Origin of the sequence: Brotocaccenecus cirricatena (assembly GCF_020687045.1) — a bacterium.
Taxonomy (GTDB): Bacteria; Bacillota; Clostridia; order Oscillospirales; family Oscillospiraceae; genus Vescimonas; species Vescimonas cirricatena.
Genome location: NZ_JAJEPW010000002.1, coordinates 56,970 through 80,599 on the forward strand (window position 1 = coordinate 56,970; position 23,630 = coordinate 80,599).

The window sequence follows — 23,630 nt, forward strand, 5'->3', positions numbered from 1 at the left end:
TATGCGAGAAAAGAACAATACCAATCTGGAACGGATGCGCGAACTGATCGAGCGGCTCACGGAGGCGGACATCGCCTACTACAAAAACGATGCTCCTATTATGACGGATCTGGAATATGACCGACTGACAGAGGAGCTCTCCTCTTTGGAGCATGATACCGGGCTGGTGCTTTCCGGCTCGCCGACGCAGAAGGTTTCCGGAGAGATTTTGGAAAGCCTGGCGGAGGTGCGGCATACAAAGCCCATGCTGTCCGCAGGCAAGACGAAGTCCATTGAGGATCTGATCCGGTTTGCAGCAGGACGTGCTGTTCTACTGTGCTGGAAGATGGACGGGCTTACGCTGGTTTTGCGGTATGAGTACGGAAAACTGAAGCAGGCCATCACCCGCGGCCGCGAGGGTATCATCGGCGAGGATGTGACCCATACGGTGCGCACCTTCCGAAACGTGCCATTGACGATCCCCACGAAGGAATCGTTTGAGGTACGCGGAGAGGGCGTCATCTCATGGGAGAGCTTCCGCAGAATCAATGCCAGTCTGGAGGAGCCCTATACCCATCCGCGAAATCTGGCCTCCGGCAGCACGCGAAAGCTTGACGCCGGTGAGGCAAGCAAGCGCCGGCTGGAGTTCTGGGCTTTCGAACTGGTCAGCGACCATCTGGAACCTGAGAGCAAGCTTGCGCAGCAGCAATTTCTGCAGCGCAGCGGTTTCTCGGTTGTGCCGTATATCTTTTTGGATGCCGGGCACAGCGGGCAGGACATCCGAGATACAGTCGCCGGCATGGAACCCAAAGACTTCGCATATCCGGTGGATGGCCTCGTCATGGAGTATGAAGACCTCCGCTACGGTAAAAGTCTTGGAGCAACCGGACATCACGAGAATCGCCTGATTGCGCTCAAGTGGGCCGATGAACTCTATAGCACGCGTTTTCGCGGCGTGGAGTTGGCCACGACCAGAACCGGTATGGTAAGCATCACCGGTCTGTTCGATCCGATCAGTATTGACGGTACACTCGTCAGCCGCGCTTACCTGCACAACCTTGATATCTTCGATGAGTTTCAGTTTGGCATCGGTGACGAGATCAGCGTGTATAAGGCGAACATGATCATTCCGCAGATTGCGGACAATAAAACGCAGAGCAACACCTATATGCTGCCCATGACCTGCCCCTGCTGTGGAAAGCCGCTAACGGTAAAGTCCACATCGGGCGGCACACGGCAGCTGTATTGCGGTAATCCGCACTGTGCAGCCAAGCTGGTGCAGAAGTTTGCGCATTTCTGTGAAAAGACCCGCATGAATATCGAAGGACTTTCAGCAACAACGCTGGAGAAGCTCATCGGTCACGGCTGGGTGCGAAATTTCGGAGACTTATACGAGCTGGAGCAACACCGTGAGGATATTGTACGCACCGAGGGTTTCGGCGAGCGATCCTTTGACCGACTGCAGGCGGCAATTGAAAAGAGCCGCCGCTGCACGTTGGCAAAGTTTATCGCCGGTCTCGGTATCCCGATGGTCGGGCGCCATGCAGGCCGGGATCTGGATCGCTATTTCCATGGCTCATGGGCTGAGTTTGAGGCGGCAATTCTCAACGGCTTCGATTTCACACAGCTGCCGGATTTTGGCGAGACCATGCACAACAACATTTATACCTGGTATGCGGATGCTCAGGAGGCAAAGCTCTGGCGTCCGCTGCTGAGAAAAATTCAATTTGAAACAAAGGAGAATTTGACTATGGAAACCACCATGAATAACCCCTTCGCAGGCAAGACCGTCGTTGCTACCGGAAAGCTGGAGCATTACACCCGTGACGGCATCCAGGAGAAGCTGATTTCTCTGGGCGCCCATCCGTCCGGTGCCGTGAGTAAGAAAACCGATTATCTGATCGTTGGCGAAAAAGCCGGCAGCAAGCTGACCAAAGCACAGCAGCTGGGCGTAAAAACGCTGACTGAACAGGAATTCGAGGACATGCTGGCCTGAATGGAAGGCGGCGCAACGGTTGCGGAGCAGGGATTACCTGCTCCGTTTCCGGTTTACCGTGCTTTTCACGCAGAGGGCAAAATGTTTCTTGTAAATTCTCACACCGAGGAGGACACACAATGAGAAGAAAGAAAATCGGAGTCATGGATTTCCACGGCAGCGTGGATATCACCGACCCCTGTTATGACAAAGATGTCTGGTGCCGGATGAACGATGTGAAGATCAGTGACGGCGAATATACCTGCAATGTCTGGCATCATACCGACAAAGGCACATATAAGGACGGGACGCCGTATTCGTATATACTGGTCGGCGCGATCGGGATCTACCGAAACGGTGACATCCCGCGTCAGAAAGACATGGAGAAGATCGGCAGCATCGGCGTGGATGCCGGGCTGGCAGGCTTCTTCCACAACAAACCGGATTACAGCGACGAGGCATGGAGCAAATTCTGTGACAGGATCCGTCATGGCGATGCGTGGCTGACCGAGGACGGCTTTTACAGTTCGTCCGGGTACGGCGATGGATGCTATGGCGTGTATGCCTATAAGCAGGATGGCGAGATCACCGCGCTGGAAGTCCGCTTTCTCTGAGGAGGAACAGACATATGAGCAGTGAAATATTCTATGCCAAGGCATTCCTTCGGGTCGGCGACCGCTTCATTCCTGTCGTCAATCACGGCTCCTCCAATTGCTACGACTTTGATAGCCGTGGCCGCGAGATCCCAGAACGACACTGGTCGGTCCTCAGCTATCCTTTTCGTGGCCGCCTTGCCTTCACGGCAGCGGAAATCAAGCAGATCGCAGCCGCATTTGAGGAAGCTAACACAGAAAATCGCGGCGGGACCTGTAAAAGCCGAAACCGTGCATTTGAGGTGGGCGAATTCGGCCGCTGGATACTGGCCGGGCTCAAGTCCGCCCACACAGTAGAGGAATATCGCGCATACGGCAATTCCGTTGTCGTCATCGACTATGAACGGAATTGGTCAAAGGCTTCCATTGCTTCGACCGCAGAACTGTCAGCACTTCTGGATCAGCGGGAGAGTGATCATATCGGTATCGGCTTTGCGGATGACCGAAATATCTTCTACCCGAAAATATCCAGAAAGAAGCAGCCGTTTGATTTTGGCACACTTGATCGCTACTATGTCCTGCAGTCCGAACAAGGCTTCTTTGTTAAGCGCAGCAGCCGCCGTGTCTGGGCGACACTGATCGCACAGGCAGAGTGCGTAAAAAAGTTCAGAACAGAGGCCAAAGCACAAAAGTATCTGACAGCCAATCACGCATTTTTCTCCGCGTGCAAATGCGCATTTACAGTGAAATGCGTAGAAAGCAAGGAGGCCGCAAAATGAAGGAAACCAAAGAGGCCCGTTTCCGCCGTGTAGCGGAGGCGCGCGTCAATAAACTTATCCGGATGCTGCGGCTTCTTGGCAACTGTTCCGGAACAAATACCTACGCCTATGATGACGATGCCGTTGAGCAGATTTTCACGGAGCTGCAGGTCGAGCTGGATCGGGCACGGGAGCGATTCGCCGAAAATGGGAAGCCGGGACGAAAGCGGTTCTCTCTTTCGGAAACGCCGACGCCGGACACCGTTTCATATCCACACATCACGCTTCCTCTGCCGGATGGCACGCGGCTGCGCGCCGTCAGCTATGCAGACGAGACTTATCCAGCCATCAATCTATATCTTCTACAGGATGGCAAGCCGGATGAGTTGATCTGCTTTGCAGAATACAACTCAGAACACAGTCCCTGCCATGAGCTTTGCATTGGGGTCTACACTTCCGACAAGGAAGACACACAGTACTATGGGTCATATCGGCCAGAAAGGGAATCAGAGTATGGAAAAAATGATTGACAAAAGCCGGGCATACGAAACCTACCGACTTGCGTGGGATGATATCGCAAAGTTGCTGTCAGATCAGATCAAGGCTGTTCTGGGCCGAAGGTTTCTTCTGCGTGTGTGGCCGGAGGATCAAGGATACTGGGGCGCCCGTGCACTGCATGGGCTGTTTTCGGTTGCTGATCTGAATCGGCTGCTGGATGCTGTACAAGCGGACGCGGAGACCCGCATGGAAACTCTGCCGGAGGATTCAGAGGACGTACACGGTTTCGGCATGACACTTGGCTCCCTTCTTTTGAAGGCCGCTTTACAGGCGGACTGGAAGTGTGAGATGGTCGAGGACGATGCACTCTGGATGATCGGTTTTGTCAGCTCGGAAACGCGGCCTTACACGGTGAGCGGTCTTCTAAGGAATCTCAATACGGATGCGCTGCTGCCGGCAAAAGAGGCTCTGGAGTACCTGAAGGACAATGGAAGCACCGACTGCACACTCAGCGATATCCGGCTGCGTTATTATGCCGCGTATGGGAACGAACTGTGCTGGCGCTATCCCATCAGCGATGGGATCCATGCCGGTGCGTTTATCCTGGTCACAAAGGACGGCTATCTGAGTCTCCCCTACAACAGCATGGACGAGGATGAGTATGAGATCCTGATGCTGGACGACGCGACCTTTCATGATTCGGCATCGCTTGCTACGCTCCTGTCAGACTGGGAAGATTTCTCTGCCGACCTGACGGATGCCATGTGCGAGATGTGCCGCATTCTGGAAGGAGGCGAAGAGGATGCCTGATGCGGTTAAACCCGAGATCTGTCTGACAGGAAAGCTTCTATACCCGGTACATATCGGCCTGCCGGCATATATTCAGGAGACTGACGGATACCGAAGGACTTCCACAGTCTGTGCTATTCTGGCAGACACACAAGAAGCTACCGTGATTGAAACGCGCAATAGCGTGTATTCCATTCAGAAAGTATGAGGTGCAGTATGAACAACAATATCGACTGGATCATCCATCTTGTAGCAAACGGAGCCTGTGACGAGTGCGGGAAGGAGGAAAAAGGGTTCCTGCCCTATACCTGCAATGCGCATACTCATGGCATGGAGAAATATGACCACCCGGATTTTCAAGTGGTCCTGAGTCTTCCTCCCCGTGAAATCGGAAGGATCCTCAACACATTGGGGCTTAGGGTTCAGGAAGGAGAACGCTTTCAGGCCGGTAGGTATGTATCCGGCATCTATGCCGACTGCGATATCCGTCTGGATGAATTTCGGGAAACGGGACGCAATGTGCTGCGTGCAGTCATACCGGATCGGCAGAATCGTTTTCCGGAAGATCCACAGTGCGAAGAACCATATCGACTGCAGAGCATGGACACAGAGGATCTGTATGAGAGAGAAGGTGCGTTGTCGTGAAAATTGCCATCTACCAGATTGCGATAGAGCGCGATGAGAACCGTCTTGCGTTTCAGAGCCTGAATCACATCATATCGGTCAGCAATGGTCGAGTCCCTGTAGAGCTTTACGACTGCGTTTTTGCCGGAGAAGTTTCTGCGCAAACACTGGAGGATATCTTCTATGTTTTCAACATGGAGCACCCTTCCGCTTACAAAGGGCGGTCGCTCTCGGTCTCCGATGTGGTGGAAATATTTCTTGCATCAGGAGGAAGTGAGTTCTATTACTGTGAGCCAATCGGGTTCAAGCGGATTCGCTTTGAAAAGGAGTAAACCAAACGCTGAGCGAAAAAATAAATCAGGCTTTACAGCACAAACAGGAGGCGTCGAATTATCGGCGCCTCCTGTGGCCTAAAAGGAGAATATCACAATGAACATCGAAGAAGTCTTATCAACAACGCACAGAATCTCTCCTCGTGAGAGGGTCCCCTTTCACTGCACCTGCTGCGGCGAGTGCTGCCGCCATGTCCGGCAAAGCGTTCCCTTGGAAAGTCCGGATGTATTCCGGCTGACAAGGCTGCTGAGGGAAAGGGACAAGGGAATCATTTGCATGGACGACTTTGTTGCGCGGTATACCGAACTTGCCCTACTGGACGAATGTGGGTATTTCATGCTCATGCTGAAAGTTACAGGTGTTGACGACGCCTGCATTTTTCTGAAAGAGAATCGGTGTATGGTCCATGCGGCAAAACCAAGAACCTGCCGGATTTATCCATTCGTTGCCGGTATCGGAGATGACGGCCACCCGGAATATTTGGTGAGCCGCGAAAAGGAACATCATTTCAAAGGCCCGGCCGTTCATGTAAAGACATGGATGAAACGGCGGTTTACCGAGGAAGACAAAGCGTTTCTCAGAATGGATCTTAGTTCTGCTCGGGATATTGCACGACTCATGCGTCGGATACCCGAATTCCATCGGCAACAGGCGATGCTCCTGTTCTGGCGATATAAGTATTCGGATTTCGACTTAGATCAGCCGTTCCTAAAGCAATATGCAAAAAATCTTCAACAGCTCAAGGCCGCACTGGCCCTGTTGGCGGAGTAGCCATAACCAACACAAACCGACGATTATTCCATGAAAAGGAGAAGTAAAATGGATCAAAGATTACAACACATTGTGGAGCACTACGATGAGATGTGCATCGGAACGGATGAGCATTTTCGTTTTCACTGCAAGCAGTGCGGGAAGTGCTGCATCAACCGGGAGGATATTCTCCTGAATCCCAAAGACCTCTACAACATATCCAAGGAGCTGGGACTTGCACCACGGGACACCATTGCACAATATTGCGAGGTATATCTGGGGCAAAACTCCCGAATCCCCATTGTACGGCTCAAGCCGAGAGGATCTATTAAGCGTTGCCCGCTGCTCAGGGACCGGAAATGTTCTGTTCATAATGCAAAGCCTACGGTTTGCGCCCTGTTCCCACTGGGCCGCAGCATAAAGCTGGATGCGAAAGAAACGGATCCGAACGCCATTGAGCGTGCCAGGATCCAGTATATCATCAACTCCATTGAGTGCGGAGATCGTTCCGAAGAGCATACCGTACGCGAGTGGGTAGAAAGCTTCGGCATACCCATCCACGACAACGATTTTATTGCATGGCAGAAAGCGCTGTTCTCTGTAAGACAGCAAATCGTGGAGCTGGAGAAAATGCTTCCTGACAAATCCATGGAGCGGGTCTGGTCCATTACCTATCAGGCGCTGTATCTCAATTATGACATTCAGGAGGATTTCCGGGAACAGTTCCAAAAAAACAGCGACCGTCTTATCGACGCACTTGAACATCTGCCGGCATTGTGGAAGGAGCTCAGCCATGAATGATGACCGCAACCGTAGTCAAATCATTCGCATCGATGCACGCAACTGCTTTGTGGAAAGTCTGAATGATGCCTTTGAGATCGGGAAAGCGCATTTTACATTTGCCTCCTACGACCTCAGCAAGCCCTCCGGCCAGCGTCAGACCAACAGCATTCAAATCTACATCGATATGGCGGAGGTGTTGGAGTTGTGCCGGAAGCTGATGGGTGGTGAATTGCGCTATCTAATGCAGGTTAAGAAGAAAAATGGCGACAGCACGCCGCTCTATCAGTGTCTTGGCGGCACTTCGGCGGAAAAGCTCGCAAGGTACGGACGGGCACGAGCGGATGGGAAAAGCCTGTCGCGGACTGCGCAGCTCGTCTGCGGCAGTAAGACGGATTTTCTTTTCGTTGCTGACAGCGGTCCCGGAGAAACCAACGCCAAAGGCCTGATCGTACCGCGGTTCGGAAAGAATCCTGAAAACCATGTCTCGGTCAGCATGACTTTTGAACTGTTCAGCGAGCTTATGCTGATGACCAAAACCCACTACCAGTCATGGCTGACGGCATACTATCTGCAGAACCCGATAAAATCAGCGACATTGCCGGCGCAGGAAACGTATGCAGCGCCCGATAACGCCCCGAATACACTCTTCTGAGGTACAGCCCATGAGGTTTCGTACATTCAGAGAAAGTATCCGAAACATGGGTGGTGTGTGGACAGGTAACGATGTGTATTCTGCACAGACACAATCGCAGTATACTGCCGCTTTTTTGCCGGAGTATCCGGAGAAATCTAAGAGGGACAGTACAATCAGCTGTTGCTGGCTCAATGGAGACTGGGACTACAGCGGCGTGTATGCCGAAGAATTAAGGATGAAGAATGGCTGCGTATATCGGGGTTGCGCCCTTCTATCAAACGGAGCCGATGATGTCGAGACGGTTCATGCCATCAAAACGATTGAGGATTGCCTGTGGAAGCAGTATCCTCAATACTGACCTTTCAGCGATACAGTATACCAGTGCGGAGGAGCTTGCTTTTGCAAGCTCCTCCGTTTTGCGTATAAGCATCTTTTGCGGCATCAGGCAATGCTCCACTCCCGCGCCTTTGTCTGCTCTGAAATCATACGGGCATACCATCCGTTTTGTGCCAAAAGCTCCTTGTGGTTTCCGCGCTCACTGATTATTCCTTTGTCCAGAACAAGAATCTGATCCGCCCCGATGATCGTGTTGAGACGATGCGCAATGACAATTACCGTCTTGTCTTTCATCAGAGCGTCCAGCGCCCTATGAATCTCTTTCTCATTGTCTGCATCCAAACTGGAAGTGGTTTCATCCAACAAGACGATAGGTGCATCCTTGATGAGAGCGCGTGCAATGGAGATTCGTTGCTTTTCGCCGCCGGAAAGGGTATTTCCACCTTCGCCCACCACGGTATCGTAGCCGTCCGGCAACGCCGAAATAAACTCGTGGCATTGCGCTGCCTTTGCTACCGCGATGATTTCCTCCATACTCGCACCCGGCTTTCCCACCCGGATGTTGTTCGCTATGGTGTCATGCAGCAGATAAACGTCCTGAAAGACGATGGCCATTTTCCCTGTCAGCACATCCGGTGACTGTTCCCGAATATCACAACCGCCAATCGTAACGGAGCCCTTTGACACATCCCAAAATCGGGAAATCAAACTGATGATTGTGGTTTTTCCGCTGCCGGAGGGCCCTACCAGTGCCGTCGTCGTTCCCGGCTTTACAGAAAACGAAACATCCCGCAGCACGGGAACGCCCATCTCATAGGCAAAATCCACATGAGAAAAGATGACATCGAAGAATGAAAGCTGTGCAGCCTCTTCACGATAGGGCAAAGGTGCTTCCTGCCGTGTCTGCAAGATGTTCTCCGCCGCCTTGCCGAGATATTTTAATTCAGGGTATAGACTGCCGAGCGTCGCCATCATACTGGAAAGAGAAACGCCGATCATCAGTAGGGCGATCATGCGCTGTGTGTCGATTGCTCCCGACTGATATAAGGCCGGAGCCAGAATTAACGCTGCCGGAAGAATCAACGAGGTCACAAAACTGAAGGAGATAGAAAAAGGCATAATCGAGAGTTCCAGTTTTACGGAATCTTTTTTTAAGGAGGTAAAGCTATCGTCAAGGCGCTGAAACTTTTCGCCTGTCATGTTATAGAGCTTAAAGGTTCTGATTCCATTGATGTACTCCACAATGCGGGAGATCACACGACTAACGCTTGCCCGCTGCCTGCCGCCGTATTTCTGTGACATCGCTCCACTCAGACGCATCAAAGGGAACGCAATCAGGATCAGCACTGTAGCAATCAGTCCATACTGCCATGAAACCATAAAGGCAAACAGGAGAGCCAGAGCGCTGAAGAACAGCACCTTTATCAAACTCGCCAGAGAATGTGTCAAAACCTGTTCAAAGTCAGTAATATCTGTAGTCAGCGTACTCATGAGGCGGCCGATGCTGTTCTTGTTGAAATATCCAAGATTCAGGCTGCGGATATGATCGCCGAGAGCAAGGCGCTGCTGCGCCGAAATATCTGCGCCGCGATATTGTACCTGCGTATAGTTTACGGAAAATAAGATAGCCCTCACCAAAAACAACAGCACAAGGATGACGCTGTACAAGGTCAGTTTTTGCACCGTAAAGATGCCGCCGATCAGCTCGATAATCGTCAAAACCATTGCGCTGAACATCCCCATGTGCAACAGTGCGTCCAGACAGGACAGCACGATAGGTAAATACAGAGACTTTATATTTTTACCGGCAACCCGGCGAATCATTTTGAATGTGTAATTCATGCTGTCACCTCCTGCGTATAACTGCGCCACATATCGGCATACCGCCCGCCCTTTGACACCAGCTCGTCATGTTTTCCTTTCTCTAAAAGGCGTCCTTCATGGAACACACAAATCTGATCTGCTCCCGTAATCGTGTGAAGACGGTGAGCGATCATAATGGTGGTTTTTCCTTTCAGCAAGCACGATAAAGCAAGCTGGATTTTATGTTCGTTTTCCATGTCCGCAAAACTGGTCGCTTCATCGAAGATAATGATGGGAGAATCTTTCAGGATTGCCCGCGCAATGCAAATGCGCTGCTTCTCTCCTCCCGAAAGCTTTACGCCGTCCTCGCCCAGTTTGGTTTTGTAGCCGTTCGGAAGGCTCATAATAAAATCGTGGATCTGCGCGGCTCTTGCAGCATCTTCTACTTGCTGGGGCGTAGCTTCTTTGTTTCCGATGGCGATATTTTCATAAATACTGTCATGTAGCGTAAAGGTTTCCTGAAATACAAAGGACACCAAGTCCATCAGATTATCGTTCTTCAATTCTAAAATATTCTTTCCGTCGATGCAGATGCTACCTTCCGCGACTTCCCAAAACTTGGGGATAAGCTGCGCGGCGGTGGTTTTTCCAGCCCCGGAAGCGCCAACAAAAGCAGTCAGGCTACCTGCCGGCAGAGATAACGAGATGTTTTTCAACACATCGGTTTTGTCATATCGGAAAGTAACATCCTCAAAGCTCACGCTATGAGGCTGTGCGCAATCTAAAGTCTCCGTTCCCTCTGTTGTGCATGGCAGCTCCATAATGGTCTGGATTCGCCCAACGCCGCTCATAATCTGACTGAACATCATGGCAAGATTCATCAGATTGAGCAGGCTGGAAAGAAACACCATACTCATGACCATAAAATACAAATAATCCTGCACGGGCAATGTCCCCCGGAAGTAGAGTAGACCGCCCAATGGCAGGGCAAAAAGGATTCCGCTTTCAACCAATGCCACAAACAGGCCGTAAGTATATCCCTGACTTTTGGTGCAGCGTTTCCAGAACGCATTGTATTCTTCTACCGCATCCGCATAGTCCCGGTAGCTCTCTGCCGTCATATTGTAGGCTTTCATCACGGGCATCCCGTTGATGAACTGCATAATTGCTGTGTTCAGCTTTTCCAGCAGGCGATGGTAGGTCGGCATCTGCTTCCCGGTAATCGCCATTGCCGCCCCTTGAATGATAAGCCCCAGCACTACCGGCACCAGCAGGCATAAGGCCATGGTGACATTGATTGTCAGCAGATGAATGAATACGATCACAGGCACGCATACGGCAGAGGTCACGTCCGGAATTTGGTGGGCCAGGAATTTTTCAATTCGTTCCACATCCTCAATAATGACTTTCTTGATCTCGCCCGATGCGTGATCGGTGAAAAACCCCAGATTAACCTTTGCAATGTGCCTTATGATCTGCGTGCGCACGTTGTATAGCGTGTTAAAGGCTCCAATGTGAGAAAATGTCCCGGAAAGGATGGAGCAGAGGAATTTCCCTGCAATCGCCGCTGCGGCAATCAACCCATAGTGCAAAGCGTCTCCTTCACCGCCCAGCAAAACCAAAATGCTGCGATACACCATGACATACGGGATAAACGAGCATAATGCGCTGGCAATTCCGAACAGGGCAGATACAAGCAGATGTAGTTTATATTTTCCAGCCAACTGCATTAAATAAGCGGCGCTGGATTTTCTTTCCTTTTCCATGGCTCCTCCTGTTATTCCCGCATGGCGGCCATAAGCCGCTCTGCGTTATCAATTTGAAAATCATCCGCCAATGTGCAGTTTCGGATCACAAGCGCACGGCTGCAAGTGGCAAGGGCACATTCCAAGTCGTGAGTAATCATAAGAATAATATGCCCCTTTTCTGCAAGCGCACGAAGCTGCTTGCTGACAGATCGCATATTGCGACCATCCAAGCCACTGGTAGGCTCGTCCAGAACGATGACCGGCGCTTCGTTCAACAGAGCGACAGCCAAAGCAAGACGCTGTTTTTGTCCTCCTGACAGGGTTGCCGGATGCCGGTCTGCAAACTCTGCCAAATTCAAGAGCGTCAGCAACTCGTCCGCCCGCAGCTTCAACGCGGGCGTTACTTTTTTGCCTGTCAAAAGTTCATCGGGCAGACTTTCTCCGAATAACTGACTGTCCAAATCCTGCATGATATACCAAATCATTTCGCGCCGGCTGCTCTTTTTCAATGGCTTTTCCGCAAAACGGATCGTACCGCCGTCCTCCTTCAGGAGCCCTGACAGCAATTTCCCCAACGTGCTCTTTCCGGCCGCATTGGGACCCACAATCGCAACGATTTCTCCCGGTGAGCAGGAAAACGAAACGTCCTTCAACACTTCATGCAAGCCGAACCGCTTGTGTAGTCTCTCAACGCTTAACAAAGGCTTCTGTTCAGTTTCCTTACCACTATTAGCAGGGAATGGCAAGTTCAAGAGTTCCATACTGCGAAGCCCCCACTCGAAAACCTGCTCATGGGGCAGAATATTCATTTCCTGCGGCGTCATCACGCTGACGATTTCACCCTTATTCAAATAGACGATCCGATCTGCTATATCACGCAGATAATAAAGCCGATGCTCTGCAATCAGAATCGTCTTTCCTTGCTTTTTCAAAAGACAAACAAACGCTGCAAAATCCTCCGTAGCGCCCATATCCAGATTGGCAGAGGGTTCGTCCATCACATAGATATCTGGGTCAATCGCCTCCGCAGAGGCGATTGCTACCCGCTGCCGCATACCATAAGAGAGGTATCGAACCTTCTGTTCTAAAAGGTCCGTAATGCTCAATGCCTCCGCTGCGTCCTGAACTCTTTTCACGATCTCGTCATGAGGGACACCGTAGTTTTCGCAGCCAAAGGCAATTTCGCCTGCTACCTCATTGGCAAAGAACTGGCTACGCGGGTCCTGAAATACATTCCCGACATACTTGCCTCGTTCCCATGAGGGAATCTCCGCCATGTTCTTCCCGAATAGCCATACTTCGCCGCTGAGCTCTCCCGTGAAGAAATAGGGGATCAGTCCATTTATCACGCGGGTCAAAGTACTCTTTCCGCTGCCGGAGGGGCCCGTCAATACGATGACCTCCCCCTTTTCTACGCTGAGATTGATATGCTTCAACTGATTCTCCGTGTCTCCGTAGGAGAAACTGAGATTTTTAATTTCAATCGCTGGATTCAATTTCTCACCTCACACCAAGATACACATGGCCGCTGTTGAAATAAACAGCGCAATCATGACGCCATCGCTTACAGCCATCTTGTTTAAGTAGTAGCCTTCCTTCTTGTAGGGACTCTCAATCCCGCGAACAACGCTGGATGCCGCCAACTCGTCTGCAATTTTCAAGGAGCGAAACACCATCGGTACGACCACATATTCAAAGGTGTTAAGCGGATGTAAAACCACTTGAAGCGGAGAGAGCAGAAGTCCGCGCGTCTTCATGGCATCCAGCACATCAGAAAACTCCGAAGCCACCGTTGGAACAAAACGCAGTATGACAATCACCGTCAGCCTTACGGAGGACGGAAGCGGCAGTTGCCGGAGGGCAGCAGTCAGCTTGCCCGATGGAGCCTGTGAAACAAGATAGACCGCCATAAAGACGGGGATCAGTTCGATCAGGAAAGTAAAAAGCATGGGGGAAGGAATATTGATACCATGGCGCACATTGAATGTAAGCCATCCGTAGCTAATGAGGAAAGCTACTAAGAATTTCAGTCCCTTTCCCCAATACCCGAATATTGTCATCACAAGAAACAGTGCGGCGGTGCAGGCAATATGCAGCCACATGTTTTTGCAGAGAAAAGCCACGGCACAGACACAAACAGCCAATATCAAAAGCGCAAAAATGTTGACGCGGCGGATCAGTTTTGTGTTGTTAATTACGGCTTCCATCACTTTACAATTCCTGCTTTCTGGAAATGGCGTCTCAAAATACGCTGTCCAAAGAGGCAGCCAAGCAGGGCAAGAGCTACCGTGATCGCACAGGCTCCAATCATGTGCCACGGGCTGGAGAGCATATTGAGTTGCATATCAAAGACCTCCTGAGAAAAGCCTTCCGTGGATGCCTTTGCCACATAACTTTCCCAAGCAGCCCAGATCGGAACAGTGTTTCCGATAATCATGCCGAGGCCATAACAAGACCACCCCATGGCGTTGCGCAAAGGCTTCCGATAGCTGTCCCTGCCCAGCATCACAAGCTCGCAGATTACACCTACCAGCAGAAAATAAGGAAGCAGGAATACATAGCCGCCTAAGGCGCTGATGATGCCAAACACGGTGCTCCACACCATCAAAATCCCGTGTTTGTTCAGTCGGTTAGCAACAACAAGATAAAAGGTTGCACAGAAAAATTCTTGAATACCGGCAGAGCAGTAAAGGTACAGGAACGGAAACGGAAGCGTCAGAGTGCCAACCGCTCCATATACCGCAAATGTCAAGACCATCATGGCTGCAATTACCATCACGTCCTGCGTGGTAAATCTTTTCTTTTCAGTCGTAGTATTCATAAAAAACTCCTTTCAAAAAATAGGTCTGTAGGATTCACAAGAATGAGTTAGAGTAGGCTAACCAACGGGCAAAAAACACCTCCTTACGCAAAATACAATTTCCATGCACTACCGAAAAAATCTGCAATGAGATGTATTCTGTCAAGTGCTTCGTCCTTTTCCAGCTTATGACGTACAATCTCGAAGAACGCATAATACTGTGCAGAAAATAGAATATGTATTTCGTCCAGCGTCAATGGACGGCACGAATAGCCCTGGCGAATCATCTCCTGCTGAAAGGCATAAGTCTGTTTTTCTTCTTCCTCAATAAGCTGATCCACAAAGCTTTCGTAGGCGCTTCCGGCAGACTGGCTGATAAGCAGGTAGAAAGCGTCCTTGTTTGCGAAAATGTACTCCACCAGTACGGAAATAACCTCATCAGAAATATTCCACATATTTTCCGGATGGCCATCTGTCAGAGAAGCGAAGCCCCGTTCTCCGCCTTTGCGATACAAATCCAACATATGATCCGCAACTGGTGACACAAGTGCGGCAAACAGGCTTTCTTTATCGGCAAAATACCGAAAAATTGCGCCAGTAGTCAGCCCAGCTTGTTTTGCAATACTGCGAACGGAAGCATCGTTATATCCCTTTTCCATGAACTCCTTTTTGGCTGTGTCTAAAATCAGTTGTCTTGTATCTTCACTCTTACTCAGGCTAATCACCTCCCAGAAAAATAGCACTGCTATCTAATTATACACAGGTTGCGTCAAATGTCAAGATAGCAGTGTTATTTTAAGCCCAAATTTACAAACGTAGCAAACGTGGCAAGCAGGGCAAAGAGGGCTCTCTTTTGCATTTTTGGGAAATTTTCGCCTCCGCGAAAACTCCCCTCTGCTTGTCGGGGCAGCGCCCCTAAGGCCCCTTGAACGCGCAAAATGCGCGCTGCACGTTTCTGCGAAACGCCTAGGAGAGTGACCGTTATTGCCGGTCATGCTCCTTTTTCTTCTCCTCCTCGTGCTCGTTTTTGCCCAGCATACGATCCACGTTCTGCTTGTGGAGCAGCAGCTCGCGCATCTCGTCGCGCGAACGCCGGTATTCGGCATACGCCGCCTTTTTCTCCGATAGCAGCTTGGCGTATTCCTCCTGCCGGAGGGCAGTTTTCTGACGCCCAGCTCGTCAAAGGCTTTCTTCGCCGCCTTGTGTAGCAGGATGCCACCCTCATGATCAGCAAGATACAGACGGACACGAGCGGATGGCAAAAACCTGTCCGGACGGCGCAGCTCGTCTGCGGCAGTAAGACGGATTTTCTTTTCGTTGCTGACAGCGGTCCCGGAAAAACCAACGCCAAAGGCTTGACCGTGCCGCGGTTCGGATATGAAGCTGCAGCACAGTTATTTCTGCGGAAGTATTGATGCTGTGGCTTACTTCAAAAATCAAAGCGAGCTAACGCAAACGGCACGGAAACTCCGTGCCGTTTTTTATTATGCTGTATATTCCAAAGCCTAATCTGCACATATTATTAGAAAAGAATATGCAGATAACTCAGATGATTGCTTGCGTTTCTGCATATAGTGCGCTATAATTATGTGCAGAAAGGCTGGTGCTGTATGAGAAAATTCGATTACTCCTTTTTGAATAACGGTATGCTGCCGGCAAACCTTGTGAACCTCACTTCCAATATTGCAGCGCTCAAAACTATGGCAGGCGTGCGCAAGGAGGAATACACGCAGATCTTCACGGAGCTGGAGGCTGTCGCAAAGGTGCAGTCCATCAAAAGCTCCAACGCCATCGAGGGCATTGTGACTAGCGATGAGCGTATCGCCGCCATTGTCAATCAGAACAGCGCTCCGCTGAACCACAACGAAGCGGAGATCGCAGGATACAGAGATGCACTGAACGAAATTCATCTCGGCTATGAGTACATCGACTTTCGGCAGAGCGACATTTTGCGGCTGCACGAAATGATGATGAGCTTTGCGGGCTACGAATACGGCGGGCAGTATAAGACGGACGATAATGTGATTTTGGAGATCGACGCCGATGGAAATCGGCGTGTGCGTTTTCGTCCCACGCCTGCAAGCGAGACTCCAAAAGCCATGGAGCAGTTGGAGCTTGCTTATCTGGATGCTCGAAGCGATGCAAATATCAATCAGCTTCTTCTGATCCCATGCGTAATTTTAGATTTCCTCTGCATCCACCCGTTCCGAGACGGCAACGGCAGAATGTCCCGTCTGCTGTCACTGCTGCTGTTATACAAAAACGGCTTTGACGCCGGGAAATATGTGTCCTTTGAGGAGCAGATCAACAACTTTAAGGCGTATTATTATGAAGCCCTGCGGCAGTCCTCTGCCGGATGGGAAACGAATGAAAACTCCTATTTCCCCTTTATCGAGAATTTCCTCTCCACGCTTTATATGTGCTATAAGGAGTTGGACAAACGGTTTGCTGTGGTACACGGTAAGAAGATCACGAAAAAGACCCGTGTGGAGGCGACCGTGCTAAACAGCCTGACCCCGCTTTCCAAAGCTGATATCTGCAAAATTCTCCCCGATGTCAGCCCCACGACCATCGAAGCCGTCCTTGGGGTAATGGTTAAGACCGGCTCGGTAAAGCGTATCGGCGCAGGACGGACGTCGAGGTATATTAAAGCGTAAGAGGTATTATATTCATAAGCAAAAGAACAAGAACCCAACCTTTTGGTCAAAATACAAGATACACATTGCAGCTGTCATTCCAACCGTTCCGAATAGGAATTTCGCATCCTCACAGGCGGCGGAGTTGTGCGCCTTTCGGCGTGTTTCTTCGCTCGCATACGATTTTATTGAAGGGAGAAAGATTGCCGTGCATGATTTTATTGGAACCATTTTTTATTTTTTTCGAAATGCAATTCCCCTCGCTTTGATCGGCTTGGCGGCAGGTGCAGTAATTCTTGTTATGCTGAACCTGAAGTGCCGTCGAGAAGGAAAATGTTTTCCGAAAGGGCAAGCTGTCGCCTTTCTCCTTCTGTTGTGCTACTTGGGTGGGCTTGCTGCCATCACTTTAATGAACCGTATGGATAGTATGCGAACGGGCGTCCAGCTCCTTCCCTTTTTGGCGTTTTGGGAGGCGTGGAATAACTTTACCCTGCAAATTTGGCTAAACCCTTTGCTGAACATCGCCATGTTCCTTCCACTGGGCGTACTGCTTCCTCTTGCGGTAAAGCATTTCCGACGGTGGTTTTGGATGCTGACCGCCGGGGTCGGCACATCTCTTGTGATCGAGCTGCTTCAGTATGTCCTTGGTCGTGGACAGGCCGATGTGGACGATCTGATATGCAATGTTTTGGGGGCCATGCTGGGGTACTGCTTTTGTATGCTGTTCGTCAGCTTGGTGAGGAAACAATGGAAAACCGCCGGAGTCTATGTTATTTTTCCCGTTCTGTCCATCGCTGCTCTGGCCGGTGTGTTCCTCACCTATCATTTCCGGCCCTATGGCAACCTTGCGGACGGTCCGATCTACAACGCGAAGACCAAGGAAATCGAATGGGTGCAGGAATGTTCTTTGTCCAATGCGCCCGGACCGTCCGGAGTGTACCGGACGGAGCCGTTCACAAGGAAGGACTGCGATGCCTTTGCGTCAGAATTTGTTGGGCGACAGGGAGCGGAAATTCGATTCGGTACTCCCGATGTAGATTACTATGACAGCAGAGCTTTCTACTCTGACCACCGCACCTATGCCTTGTGGGTGTGTTACAATGATCACTCCTACGAGTACACGGATTATCGCGTGGACAGTAAACAACGATACAGCGAAAAGGGTGGAGCGATCACAGAGGACGACCTTCGTGCCGCTCTGGACAAGCTGGGCGTCGAGATCCCCGATGCGGCCAGTTTTGTCACCGCGGACGAGAGCGCGGGAAGGTACGCTTTTCGGGCAGAATGTGTAGTAGAGGACGATGTGCTTACCAATGGTGAATTGGTCTGCTGGGTGGCAGAGGGCGGTATCCTCTACAAGGTAGACAACCATCTTTCTGTCAGCACCCTTCATGGAAATGCTGCAGTTATCTCTTCCCAAGAGGCGTATGAGCGTCTTTGTGCTGGGCAGTTCTCTTGGCGTGATGTGCCCATGTTCAACTATTTGTCCCCACGGCAAGTGCGAGTCACTGACTGTAAGCTCGAATATATGACCGACAGCAAGGGATTCCACCAGCCCGTTTACTTGTTCACCCTCTCAGATGAAAATGATGCCGCACTGCGGGGCGGTACCGGTTGGACCACTTTCGTTCCAGCTTTAGCCGGATAGCAGATTGACAAGAGGATTGCACAAGAAACCGCATAACTTGCAGCTGTCATTCCAACCGTTCCGAATAGGAATAACGGAACAATCGAAAGCAGTAGTGAGATGACGCTGCAAACAAACATGGCCTTTCTGAGGCTGGCAGCGTTGTCAAATTTGAACAAGGCAATTGCACCAAGCAGGATAATCAAAATTGTGAGGATTCCTGTCAACAGCGGCGTGAAATTCGCATACCCTACGGGGAGCAGACTGAAATATGAATACACTTCAATAGTTTGTTTGGTTGGACTTGTCGCGAACACCATGACAGTACCGATCGGTAGTATCTCTAAAATTAACGCTATACCCTGTAACGCAAGAGCGGACAGATGATAGGCTCTATTCGTTGCTTTCATTGAATTCCTCTTCTTTCGTGTGTAGATGTAAAGAATTGCTATTGCAACAATGATAAGACCCAGTGTCCAGATATAACTTTGACTTACCAAAAATAGCGGTGAAATTATGAAAGCGATGCCAATAATGAAAATGATTACACTTATTACACTTGCAAGCATACGCTTTGAATAATTCAGCGACTCCAAAATAATATTGTCAGCTTGTTCTTTCATATCAACCTCCTCTATCCTTTTTCCAGACAGCAATTCAGTGATGGAAACGCCTAAAACATCTCCAAGCGGTTTTAACAATGAAGTGTCAGGAAGTCCTTTTCCCGTTTCCCTTAATTAAAGATATTGTTGGGTAAAAAAGAAAGGTCAGTCGATTTTGCCGATGAAGCGGTAGTAGATTTCTACTTCCTGCTCACGGCTTCCATCCTCGCCCTTGACAGCTTCGTGGACGGTTATTTTTTCAATTAGAGTGTTCAGAAGTTCGGCGGTCAGCTCCACAGGGTTGACATACTGTTTCATTAGGGCAATCCACTTTTCAGCATCCGCTGCGGTCTGTACGGCGGCTTCCATCGTTTCGTGAAGCTGTCTTATTTTTGTTTCAAGTTCCTTTTGCTCGTTCTGGTACTTCTCGGACAGCATATTGAAGTTATACTCGGTTATGCGTCCGGCAGACCAGTCCTCATACATTTTAGCAAACAGCCCGTCAACCTCGGCTTTACGCTTCTCTGCCTTTTTCAGCTCCGCAGCCTGCTTTTTCTTCGCAGAGTTTCTTTCCCTGTCGCTGGCATTGAGTAGCCGTTTCAGCAGCTTGTCCTCGTCTTTCTGTACCATCATAGACCAGTATTGCAGTCTTGCAAGCACATAGGCATACAGTACATCATAGCGGATATAGTGCATGGAACACTGGCGTAATCCCTGTCCGTTCTTGCTGCAATGGTAGTACCCGTATGGGTTTTTGTTCTGCTTGTTTTCCCCATAGGCTAAAGACCATCCGCAGTCTGCACATTTTATCAATCCTGCGAAAATCTGTGTCGTACCGTTTCTGCGTTTCCTGCGTCTGCTTGCAATCAGCTCTTGAACTTTTTGGAACACTTCTTCGGAAATGATGGCTTCGTGGGTATTTTCCACACGATACCATTCTTCCTGCGGCTTCCGCACCTTTTTCTTGTTCTTGAATGAAATGTTGCTCTGCTTGTTGTGAACGCTGTGACCGATGTAGGTTTCCTCTTTCAAAATGCTCTTGACCTGTGCAATCGTCCACGCATAGGCTTTTTCTGCGGGCGCACCGGCGTAGATATTGGCGAAAGTCCCGTATCTTTCATAGTTCAGCCAGCCGGGGGTAGGTACTTTTTCCTCCACCAGAATCCGTGTAATGCTGGCGGCTCCACGCCCGTGTACAGCAAGGTCAAAAATCTTCTCTACAATCCAGCGTGTTTCCGGGTCGATCAGAAGATGACCTTTTTTGTCCGGGTCTTTTACATAGCCCAGCGGTGCATAGGCTCCATAGTGTGCGCCATTGGCAAATCTTGTGTGCATGGCAGCCTTGACCTTTTTGCTGGTCTGTCGGGCGTGCATTTCATTCAGGATGTTTAAGAACGGTGCAAGCTCGCTTTCTCCGTTGATGGTGTCCACATTGTCATTGATGGCAATGTAGCGTACTCCCTTGCTGGGGAAATAGATTTCCGTGTACTGACCGGTCAGGATATAGTTTCTTCCCAGACGGGATAAGTCCTTTGTGACAACGCAGTTGATTTTCCCGTCCTCGATGTCATCAATCATCCTTTGGAAACTTGGACGCTCGAAATTTGTCCCGCTCCATCCGTCGTCAATGTACTCGTCTACAACAGTCAGCCCATGCTCTGCGGCATACTGCCTAAGCATCATGCGCTGGGTCTGGATACTGCCGCTTTCCCCCTGTAATTCATCGTCACGGCTCAATCTCAAATATAGTGCAGTGTTATAAATCGTTGTATTGTATGGTTGTTTCACGGTTAAAAATCCTCCTTCTAAAAGAAACAACCCACGCTTATACAATACTCGCTGGTACAAGTATATCATAAGCGTGGGCTGATTGACAGTCGTTATTCCGTATTTTTTCAGGAAGCGGCGGCAGCGTGCTGGATCACATCTTCCAGCAGACTGTCAAGCGGCTTCCCATCCTGTGCGAAATGCTCCGATACTTTGATACGGACTTTCCCCATGACAAAATACTGGGTGCCGTCTTTTTCGGTAAGCAGGGTGCCGCTGTTTTTGTTATTGCTCTCGTTTTTGCTTTTTGCCATAGGCAGTTACCTCCATAAATGAAATATGCCCGACAAGGGAATGTCAGGCAGGTGTACAGCCGCAGACTGTCTCCATGTCAACCAAACTGTGTCAACCGGCAGAAAAGACTTTGAAAACAATCCATAGGCGCTCTATGATTACTTTTTACTTTTTCTTTGATTTCTTGGTTGACATGGTTGACAAAGGAGAGAAATGCCCCAAATATCAGGCTTTTCCCCGTCAACCGGCTGTCAACCGAAGCGTTAACCAAACTGTCAACCGGTGGCTTTTCAGAATGGCAGTTCCATTTGCCGGGCTTCTTCTTCCGTGATTTCCTGAAAACCGTCCCCCTCCGGCGGGTCTTGGTTGACACGCTCCCAGCCTTTTTGAGAACCGTATTTCTTATACCGCTTCGGGCTTTTGTAGGCTGCCCAGCCCTGTATGATGCCGCCCGCAATGCCGGTATTCATAATCTCGCAGATTGCCCGTGTCTCCCAGTCTGCCGGGGAATTTAAGTTCCCCAGCGCTTCCTCATAAAGCTGCTTGGAACATACCCTGTCGCCGGTGTAGTCCTCCAAATAGGCGTAGATCATGCCAGCCTGTGTGTCCTCCTGCATGAAGTCCTGCTGATGGGCGTTCAGGTATCGGTTCATTTCCATGCTGAATGACAGCTTATACTTCCCACTGCGGTAAACCGTCATGGCTTCCGCCCACATCTGTTCGATATACGCCCTCGCCGCCGCTTCATCGTCCAGTATGTGAACCTCCGCCCGTTCCGGGTACACCGTCACGGGGAGAAAGCGCCGGTTGCCGGTGCGGTCACGGGGTAAAAAGTCCTGCCGGTTGGTCGTCCCTCCAAATACACATTGCCGCAGCCGGTCTGCCGGATGTGTCTCATACGGCACTTTGTAGGTTTCTTTCTGGCGGCTTAAGAATGACTTGATTTCCTCAATACTCTTGGCGTTGGCTGTGGCGATCATCTCCGACATCTCGATAATCCAATGCCCTTGAAGCTTGCGGTACACATTTTCATCGTCCAGCTTCTTCAAATCGTCTGAAAACCATTCGTCCCTGCCTGCCAGCAGCCGGAAAAAGGTAGATTTCCCGGCTCCCTGACCACCAACCAGACAGAGCATGACCTCAAACTTGCTCCCCGGTCTGAATACCCGCCGGATGGCTCCCATCAGGAACAGTTTCAAGGCTTCATAAGTGTATTCGTCCGTATCGGCTCCCAGAAAGTGATGCAGGGCATAACGGATGCGCTCTGTGCCGTCCCATTGCAGGTTGTTCAGGTAATCCCTGACCGGATGGTAGCGGTTTTCATTGGCAACAATCTTGATGGCGCTCTGCACCTTTTTCTCGCTGATAAGCCCGTAATTTTCTTCCAGATACAAAAGCAGGTAGTTCATGTCCATGTCGGTCAGCGTGGTACTGGTGCGCTCCCAGCCTAGCGGCTTCACAATGTCAATCTGCTCCGTCAAAAGGTTCAGACGCAGCGCCTCACGAAACAGCGGGTCACGCTGGAACACCGTCAGGCAGTTTCGGATGCTGTTCTTCACGCCGCCTTTCTGCGTCCCCTCTAATGTCTCCCGGATTTCTGCCGGTGTCTGCGCCGGTTCCATTGTGTCCATCGTCCTTTTGACCGCTTCCTGCGTTTCCGGCGGCAAGCTCTGAAATTCGCTGTTCAAGCCGCAGCACCTCCTTTCCCTGTGCGGCGATCAATGCCGCTTTTTCTTCTATTTCTCCGTATAACAAAATATCCAAAAGGTATTCTGTGTAGCTTATCCTCTGCAACGCTTCCACAAAAAGAGGATGCCAGATGGCATCCTGCGGCTGTGGGGCGTATGCTGTTTTCCAATGCTCCAGCAGGCGCTGATAATCGCATAGCACCCGGAAACAATACCGTTCCGTTTCCTGAAATCTCTGCTCCGCTGATTTTTGCCGGGGCTGTGACCTGTTGTGACGCTTCCTATCTGGCGGCGCATTGCCGGATTTCTCATAGGAAACGCCGAAGTCCTCCGCAAGCCTGACCGCAGCTTCCCGTTTCCCCAATCCATGCAGCAAAGCGGCAAAGTCGATCACATCCCCGGAAGCCCCGCAGCCGAAGCAGTAAAAGCGGCTGTCCACTTTCATGCTGGGCGTGCGGTCATTGTGGAATGGACAGCAGACCATGCCGTTTCTCCCCACCCGGATTCCATAGAATGAAGCAGCCTGCCGTGTGGTAACAGACTGTTTCACCGCTTCAAATACATTCAAATGCTCCCTCCGTAAAAATACCGGTAGCGGTAAAGCTGCCGGTTA

General features: G+C 50.4%; 25 protein-coding genes and 1 pseudogene. 13 read left to right on the forward strand and 13 right to left on the reverse strand.

All coding sequences use genetic code 11. The features are described from left to right. The first annotated feature begins 1 nt into the window (after nucleotide 1). The 10 genes from ligA to LKD37_RS01370 all read left to right on the forward strand — a co-directional run bounded on the left by ligA (nucleotide 2) and on the right by LKD37_RS01370 (nucleotide 7,734). Nucleotides 2–1,975: an NAD-dependent DNA ligase LigA gene (gene ligA / locus LKD37_RS01325; protein WP_302927602.1), complete on the forward strand. Its 1,974-nt coding sequence runs from the start codon at nucleotides 2–4 to the stop codon at nucleotides 1,973–1,975. A 119-nt stretch (nucleotides 1,976–2,094) separates the two neighbouring features. Continuing rightward, nucleotides 2,095–2,568: a hypothetical protein gene (locus tag LKD37_RS01330; protein WP_302927603.1), complete on the forward strand. Its 474-nt coding sequence runs from the start codon at nucleotides 2,095–2,097 to the stop codon at nucleotides 2,566–2,568. 14 nt (nucleotides 2,569–2,582) lie between these two features. Continuing rightward, on the forward strand, nucleotides 2,583–3,326 hold the full coding sequence (locus LKD37_RS01335) for a hypothetical protein (RefSeq protein ID WP_302927604.1): 744 nt from the start codon (nucleotides 2,583–2,585) through the stop codon (nucleotides 3,324–3,326). Next, nucleotides 3,323–3,835, forward strand: coding sequence for a hypothetical protein (locus LKD37_RS01340; RefSeq protein ID WP_302927605.1), 513 nt, complete (start codon nucleotides 3,323–3,325; stop codon nucleotides 3,833–3,835). Before LKD37_RS01335 ends, LKD37_RS01340 begins: the two co-directional genes overlap by 4 nt. Further along, nucleotides 3,819–4,613: a hypothetical protein gene (locus tag LKD37_RS01345; RefSeq protein ID WP_302927606.1), complete on the forward strand. Its 795-nt coding sequence runs from the start codon at nucleotides 3,819–3,821 to the stop codon at nucleotides 4,611–4,613. The genes LKD37_RS01340 and LKD37_RS01345 overlap by 17 nt, the downstream gene beginning before the upstream one ends. A 195-nt stretch (nucleotides 4,614–4,808) precedes the next feature. Further along, entirely contained in the window at nucleotides 4,809–5,237 is a 429-nt protein-coding gene (locus LKD37_RS01350) for a DUF4262 domain-containing protein (protein WP_256283879.1), read from the forward strand. Continuing rightward, nucleotides 5,234–5,548 carry a YodL domain-containing protein gene (locus LKD37_RS01355; RefSeq protein WP_302927607.1) on the forward strand — a complete coding sequence of 105 codons (315 nt, stop codon included), beginning with the start codon at nucleotides 5,234–5,236 and terminating at the stop codon, nucleotides 5,546–5,548. The genes LKD37_RS01350 and LKD37_RS01355 overlap by 4 nt, the downstream gene beginning before the upstream one ends. A gap of 97 nt (nucleotides 5,549–5,645) precedes the next feature. Then, nucleotides 5,646–6,320 carry a YkgJ family cysteine cluster protein gene (locus LKD37_RS01360; protein WP_302927608.1) on the forward strand — a complete coding sequence of 225 codons (675 nt, stop codon included), beginning with the start codon at nucleotides 5,646–5,648 and terminating at the stop codon, nucleotides 6,318–6,320. A 48-nt stretch (nucleotides 6,321–6,368) separates the two neighbouring features. Then, nucleotides 6,369–7,100, forward strand: coding sequence for a YkgJ family cysteine cluster protein (locus LKD37_RS01365; RefSeq protein ID WP_302927609.1), 732 nt, complete (start codon nucleotides 6,369–6,371; stop codon nucleotides 7,098–7,100). Further along, on the forward strand, nucleotides 7,093–7,734 hold the full coding sequence (locus LKD37_RS01370; protein WP_256283875.1) for a hypothetical protein: 642 nt from the start codon (nucleotides 7,093–7,095) through the stop codon (nucleotides 7,732–7,734). Before LKD37_RS01365 ends, LKD37_RS01370 begins: the two co-directional genes overlap by 8 nt. Before the next feature lie 256 nt (nucleotides 7,735–7,990). Here the strand turns inward: LKD37_RS01370 and LKD37_RS01375 are convergent, their stop codons facing one another. The 8 genes and pseudogenes from LKD37_RS01375 to LKD37_RS01410 form a co-directional block, all read right to left on the reverse strand. Next, nucleotides 7,991–8,158 (reverse strand): hypothetical protein, encoded by a 168-nt coding sequence (locus LKD37_RS01375; RefSeq protein WP_302927610.1) that lies wholly within the window; start codon nucleotides 8,156–8,158, stop codon nucleotides 7,991–7,993. After that, the gene (locus LKD37_RS01380; RefSeq protein ID WP_302927611.1) at nucleotides 8,158–9,894 is read right to left on the reverse strand and encodes an ABC transporter ATP-binding protein; all 1,737 of its coding nucleotides are present in this window, start codon (nucleotides 9,892–9,894) and stop codon (nucleotides 8,158–8,160) included. The genes LKD37_RS01375 and LKD37_RS01380 overlap by 1 nt, the downstream gene beginning before the upstream one ends. Continuing rightward, a complete protein-coding gene (locus LKD37_RS01385) occupies nucleotides 9,891–11,621 on the reverse strand; it encodes an ABC transporter ATP-binding protein (protein WP_302927612.1) in 1,731 nt (576 codons plus the stop codon). The genes LKD37_RS01380 and LKD37_RS01385 overlap by 4 nt, the downstream gene beginning before the upstream one ends. 11 nt (nucleotides 11,622–11,632) lie before the next feature. Further along, a complete protein-coding gene (locus LKD37_RS01390) occupies nucleotides 11,633–13,099 on the reverse strand; it encodes an ABC transporter ATP-binding protein (protein WP_302927613.1) in 1,467 nt (488 codons plus the stop codon). 9 nt (nucleotides 13,100–13,108) lie between these two features. Beyond that, nucleotides 13,109–13,810, reverse strand: coding sequence for an energy-coupling factor transporter transmembrane component T family protein (locus tag LKD37_RS01395; RefSeq protein WP_119980246.1), 702 nt, complete (start codon nucleotides 13,808–13,810; stop codon nucleotides 13,109–13,111). Then, nucleotides 13,810–14,424 (reverse strand): MptD family putative ECF transporter S component, encoded by a 615-nt coding sequence (locus LKD37_RS01400; protein WP_302927614.1) that lies wholly within the window; start codon nucleotides 14,422–14,424, stop codon nucleotides 13,810–13,812. Before LKD37_RS01400 ends, LKD37_RS01395 begins: the two co-directional genes overlap by 1 nt. Before the next feature lie 83 nt (nucleotides 14,425–14,507). After that, nucleotides 14,508–15,146, reverse strand: coding sequence for a TetR/AcrR family transcriptional regulator (locus LKD37_RS01405; protein ID WP_349048815.1), 639 nt, complete (start codon nucleotides 15,144–15,146; stop codon nucleotides 14,508–14,510). A gap of 238 nt (nucleotides 15,147–15,384) precedes the next feature. Further along, a pseudogene (locus tag LKD37_RS01410) lies at nucleotides 15,385–15,632 on the reverse strand (relaxase/mobilization nuclease); the annotation flags it as partial. Here LKD37_RS01410 and LKD37_RS01415 point away from each other — a divergent pair. The 3 genes from LKD37_RS01415 (at nucleotide 15,627) to LKD37_RS01425 (ending at nucleotide 18,687) form a co-directional block, all read left to right on the forward strand. Beyond that, nucleotides 15,627–15,818 (forward strand): hypothetical protein, encoded by a 192-nt coding sequence (locus LKD37_RS01415; RefSeq protein ID WP_302927651.1) that lies wholly within the window; start codon nucleotides 15,627–15,629, stop codon nucleotides 15,816–15,818. The pseudogene LKD37_RS01410 and the gene LKD37_RS01415 sit on opposite strands and share 6 nt — an antisense overlap. Nucleotides 15,819–16,013: 195 nt before the next feature. After that, nucleotides 16,014–17,060, forward strand: coding sequence for a Fic family protein (locus tag LKD37_RS01420; protein ID WP_302927615.1), 1,047 nt, complete (start codon nucleotides 16,014–16,016; stop codon nucleotides 17,058–17,060). A gap of 187 nt (nucleotides 17,061–17,247) precedes the next feature. Beyond that, nucleotides 17,248–18,687: a VanZ family protein gene (locus LKD37_RS01425; RefSeq protein WP_302927616.1), complete on the forward strand. Its 1,440-nt coding sequence runs from the start codon at nucleotides 17,248–17,250 to the stop codon at nucleotides 18,685–18,687. Here LKD37_RS01425 and LKD37_RS01430 read toward each other — a convergent pair. From LKD37_RS01430 to LKD37_RS01450, 5 genes are all read right to left on the reverse strand, one after another. Beyond that, nucleotides 18,600–19,289: a hypothetical protein gene (locus LKD37_RS01430; protein ID WP_302927617.1), complete on the reverse strand. Its 690-nt coding sequence runs from the start codon at nucleotides 19,287–19,289 to the stop codon at nucleotides 18,600–18,602. The two genes, LKD37_RS01425 and LKD37_RS01430, sit on opposite strands and share 88 nt — an antisense overlap. Before the next feature lie 144 nt (nucleotides 19,290–19,433). Then, nucleotides 19,434–21,125 (reverse strand): recombinase family protein, encoded by a 1,692-nt coding sequence (locus LKD37_RS01435; RefSeq protein WP_021738918.1) that lies wholly within the window; start codon nucleotides 21,123–21,125, stop codon nucleotides 19,434–19,436. Nucleotides 21,126–21,163: 38 nt separating this feature from the next. Continuing rightward, nucleotides 21,164–21,349: a hypothetical protein gene (locus tag LKD37_RS01440; RefSeq protein ID WP_004849804.1), complete on the reverse strand. Its 186-nt coding sequence runs from the start codon at nucleotides 21,347–21,349 to the stop codon at nucleotides 21,164–21,166. A 270-nt stretch (nucleotides 21,350–21,619) separates the two neighbouring features. Next, on the reverse strand, nucleotides 21,620–22,960 hold the full coding sequence (locus LKD37_RS01445; RefSeq protein WP_302927618.1) for a virulence-associated E family protein: 1,341 nt from the start codon (nucleotides 22,958–22,960) through the stop codon (nucleotides 21,620–21,622). Continuing rightward, nucleotides 22,845–23,585 (reverse strand): CHC2 zinc finger domain-containing protein, encoded by a 741-nt coding sequence (locus LKD37_RS01450; protein ID WP_044997810.1) that lies wholly within the window; start codon nucleotides 23,583–23,585, stop codon nucleotides 22,845–22,847. Before LKD37_RS01450 ends, LKD37_RS01445 begins: the two co-directional genes overlap by 116 nt. Between the last annotated feature and the right edge of the window lie 45 nt (nucleotides 23,586–23,630).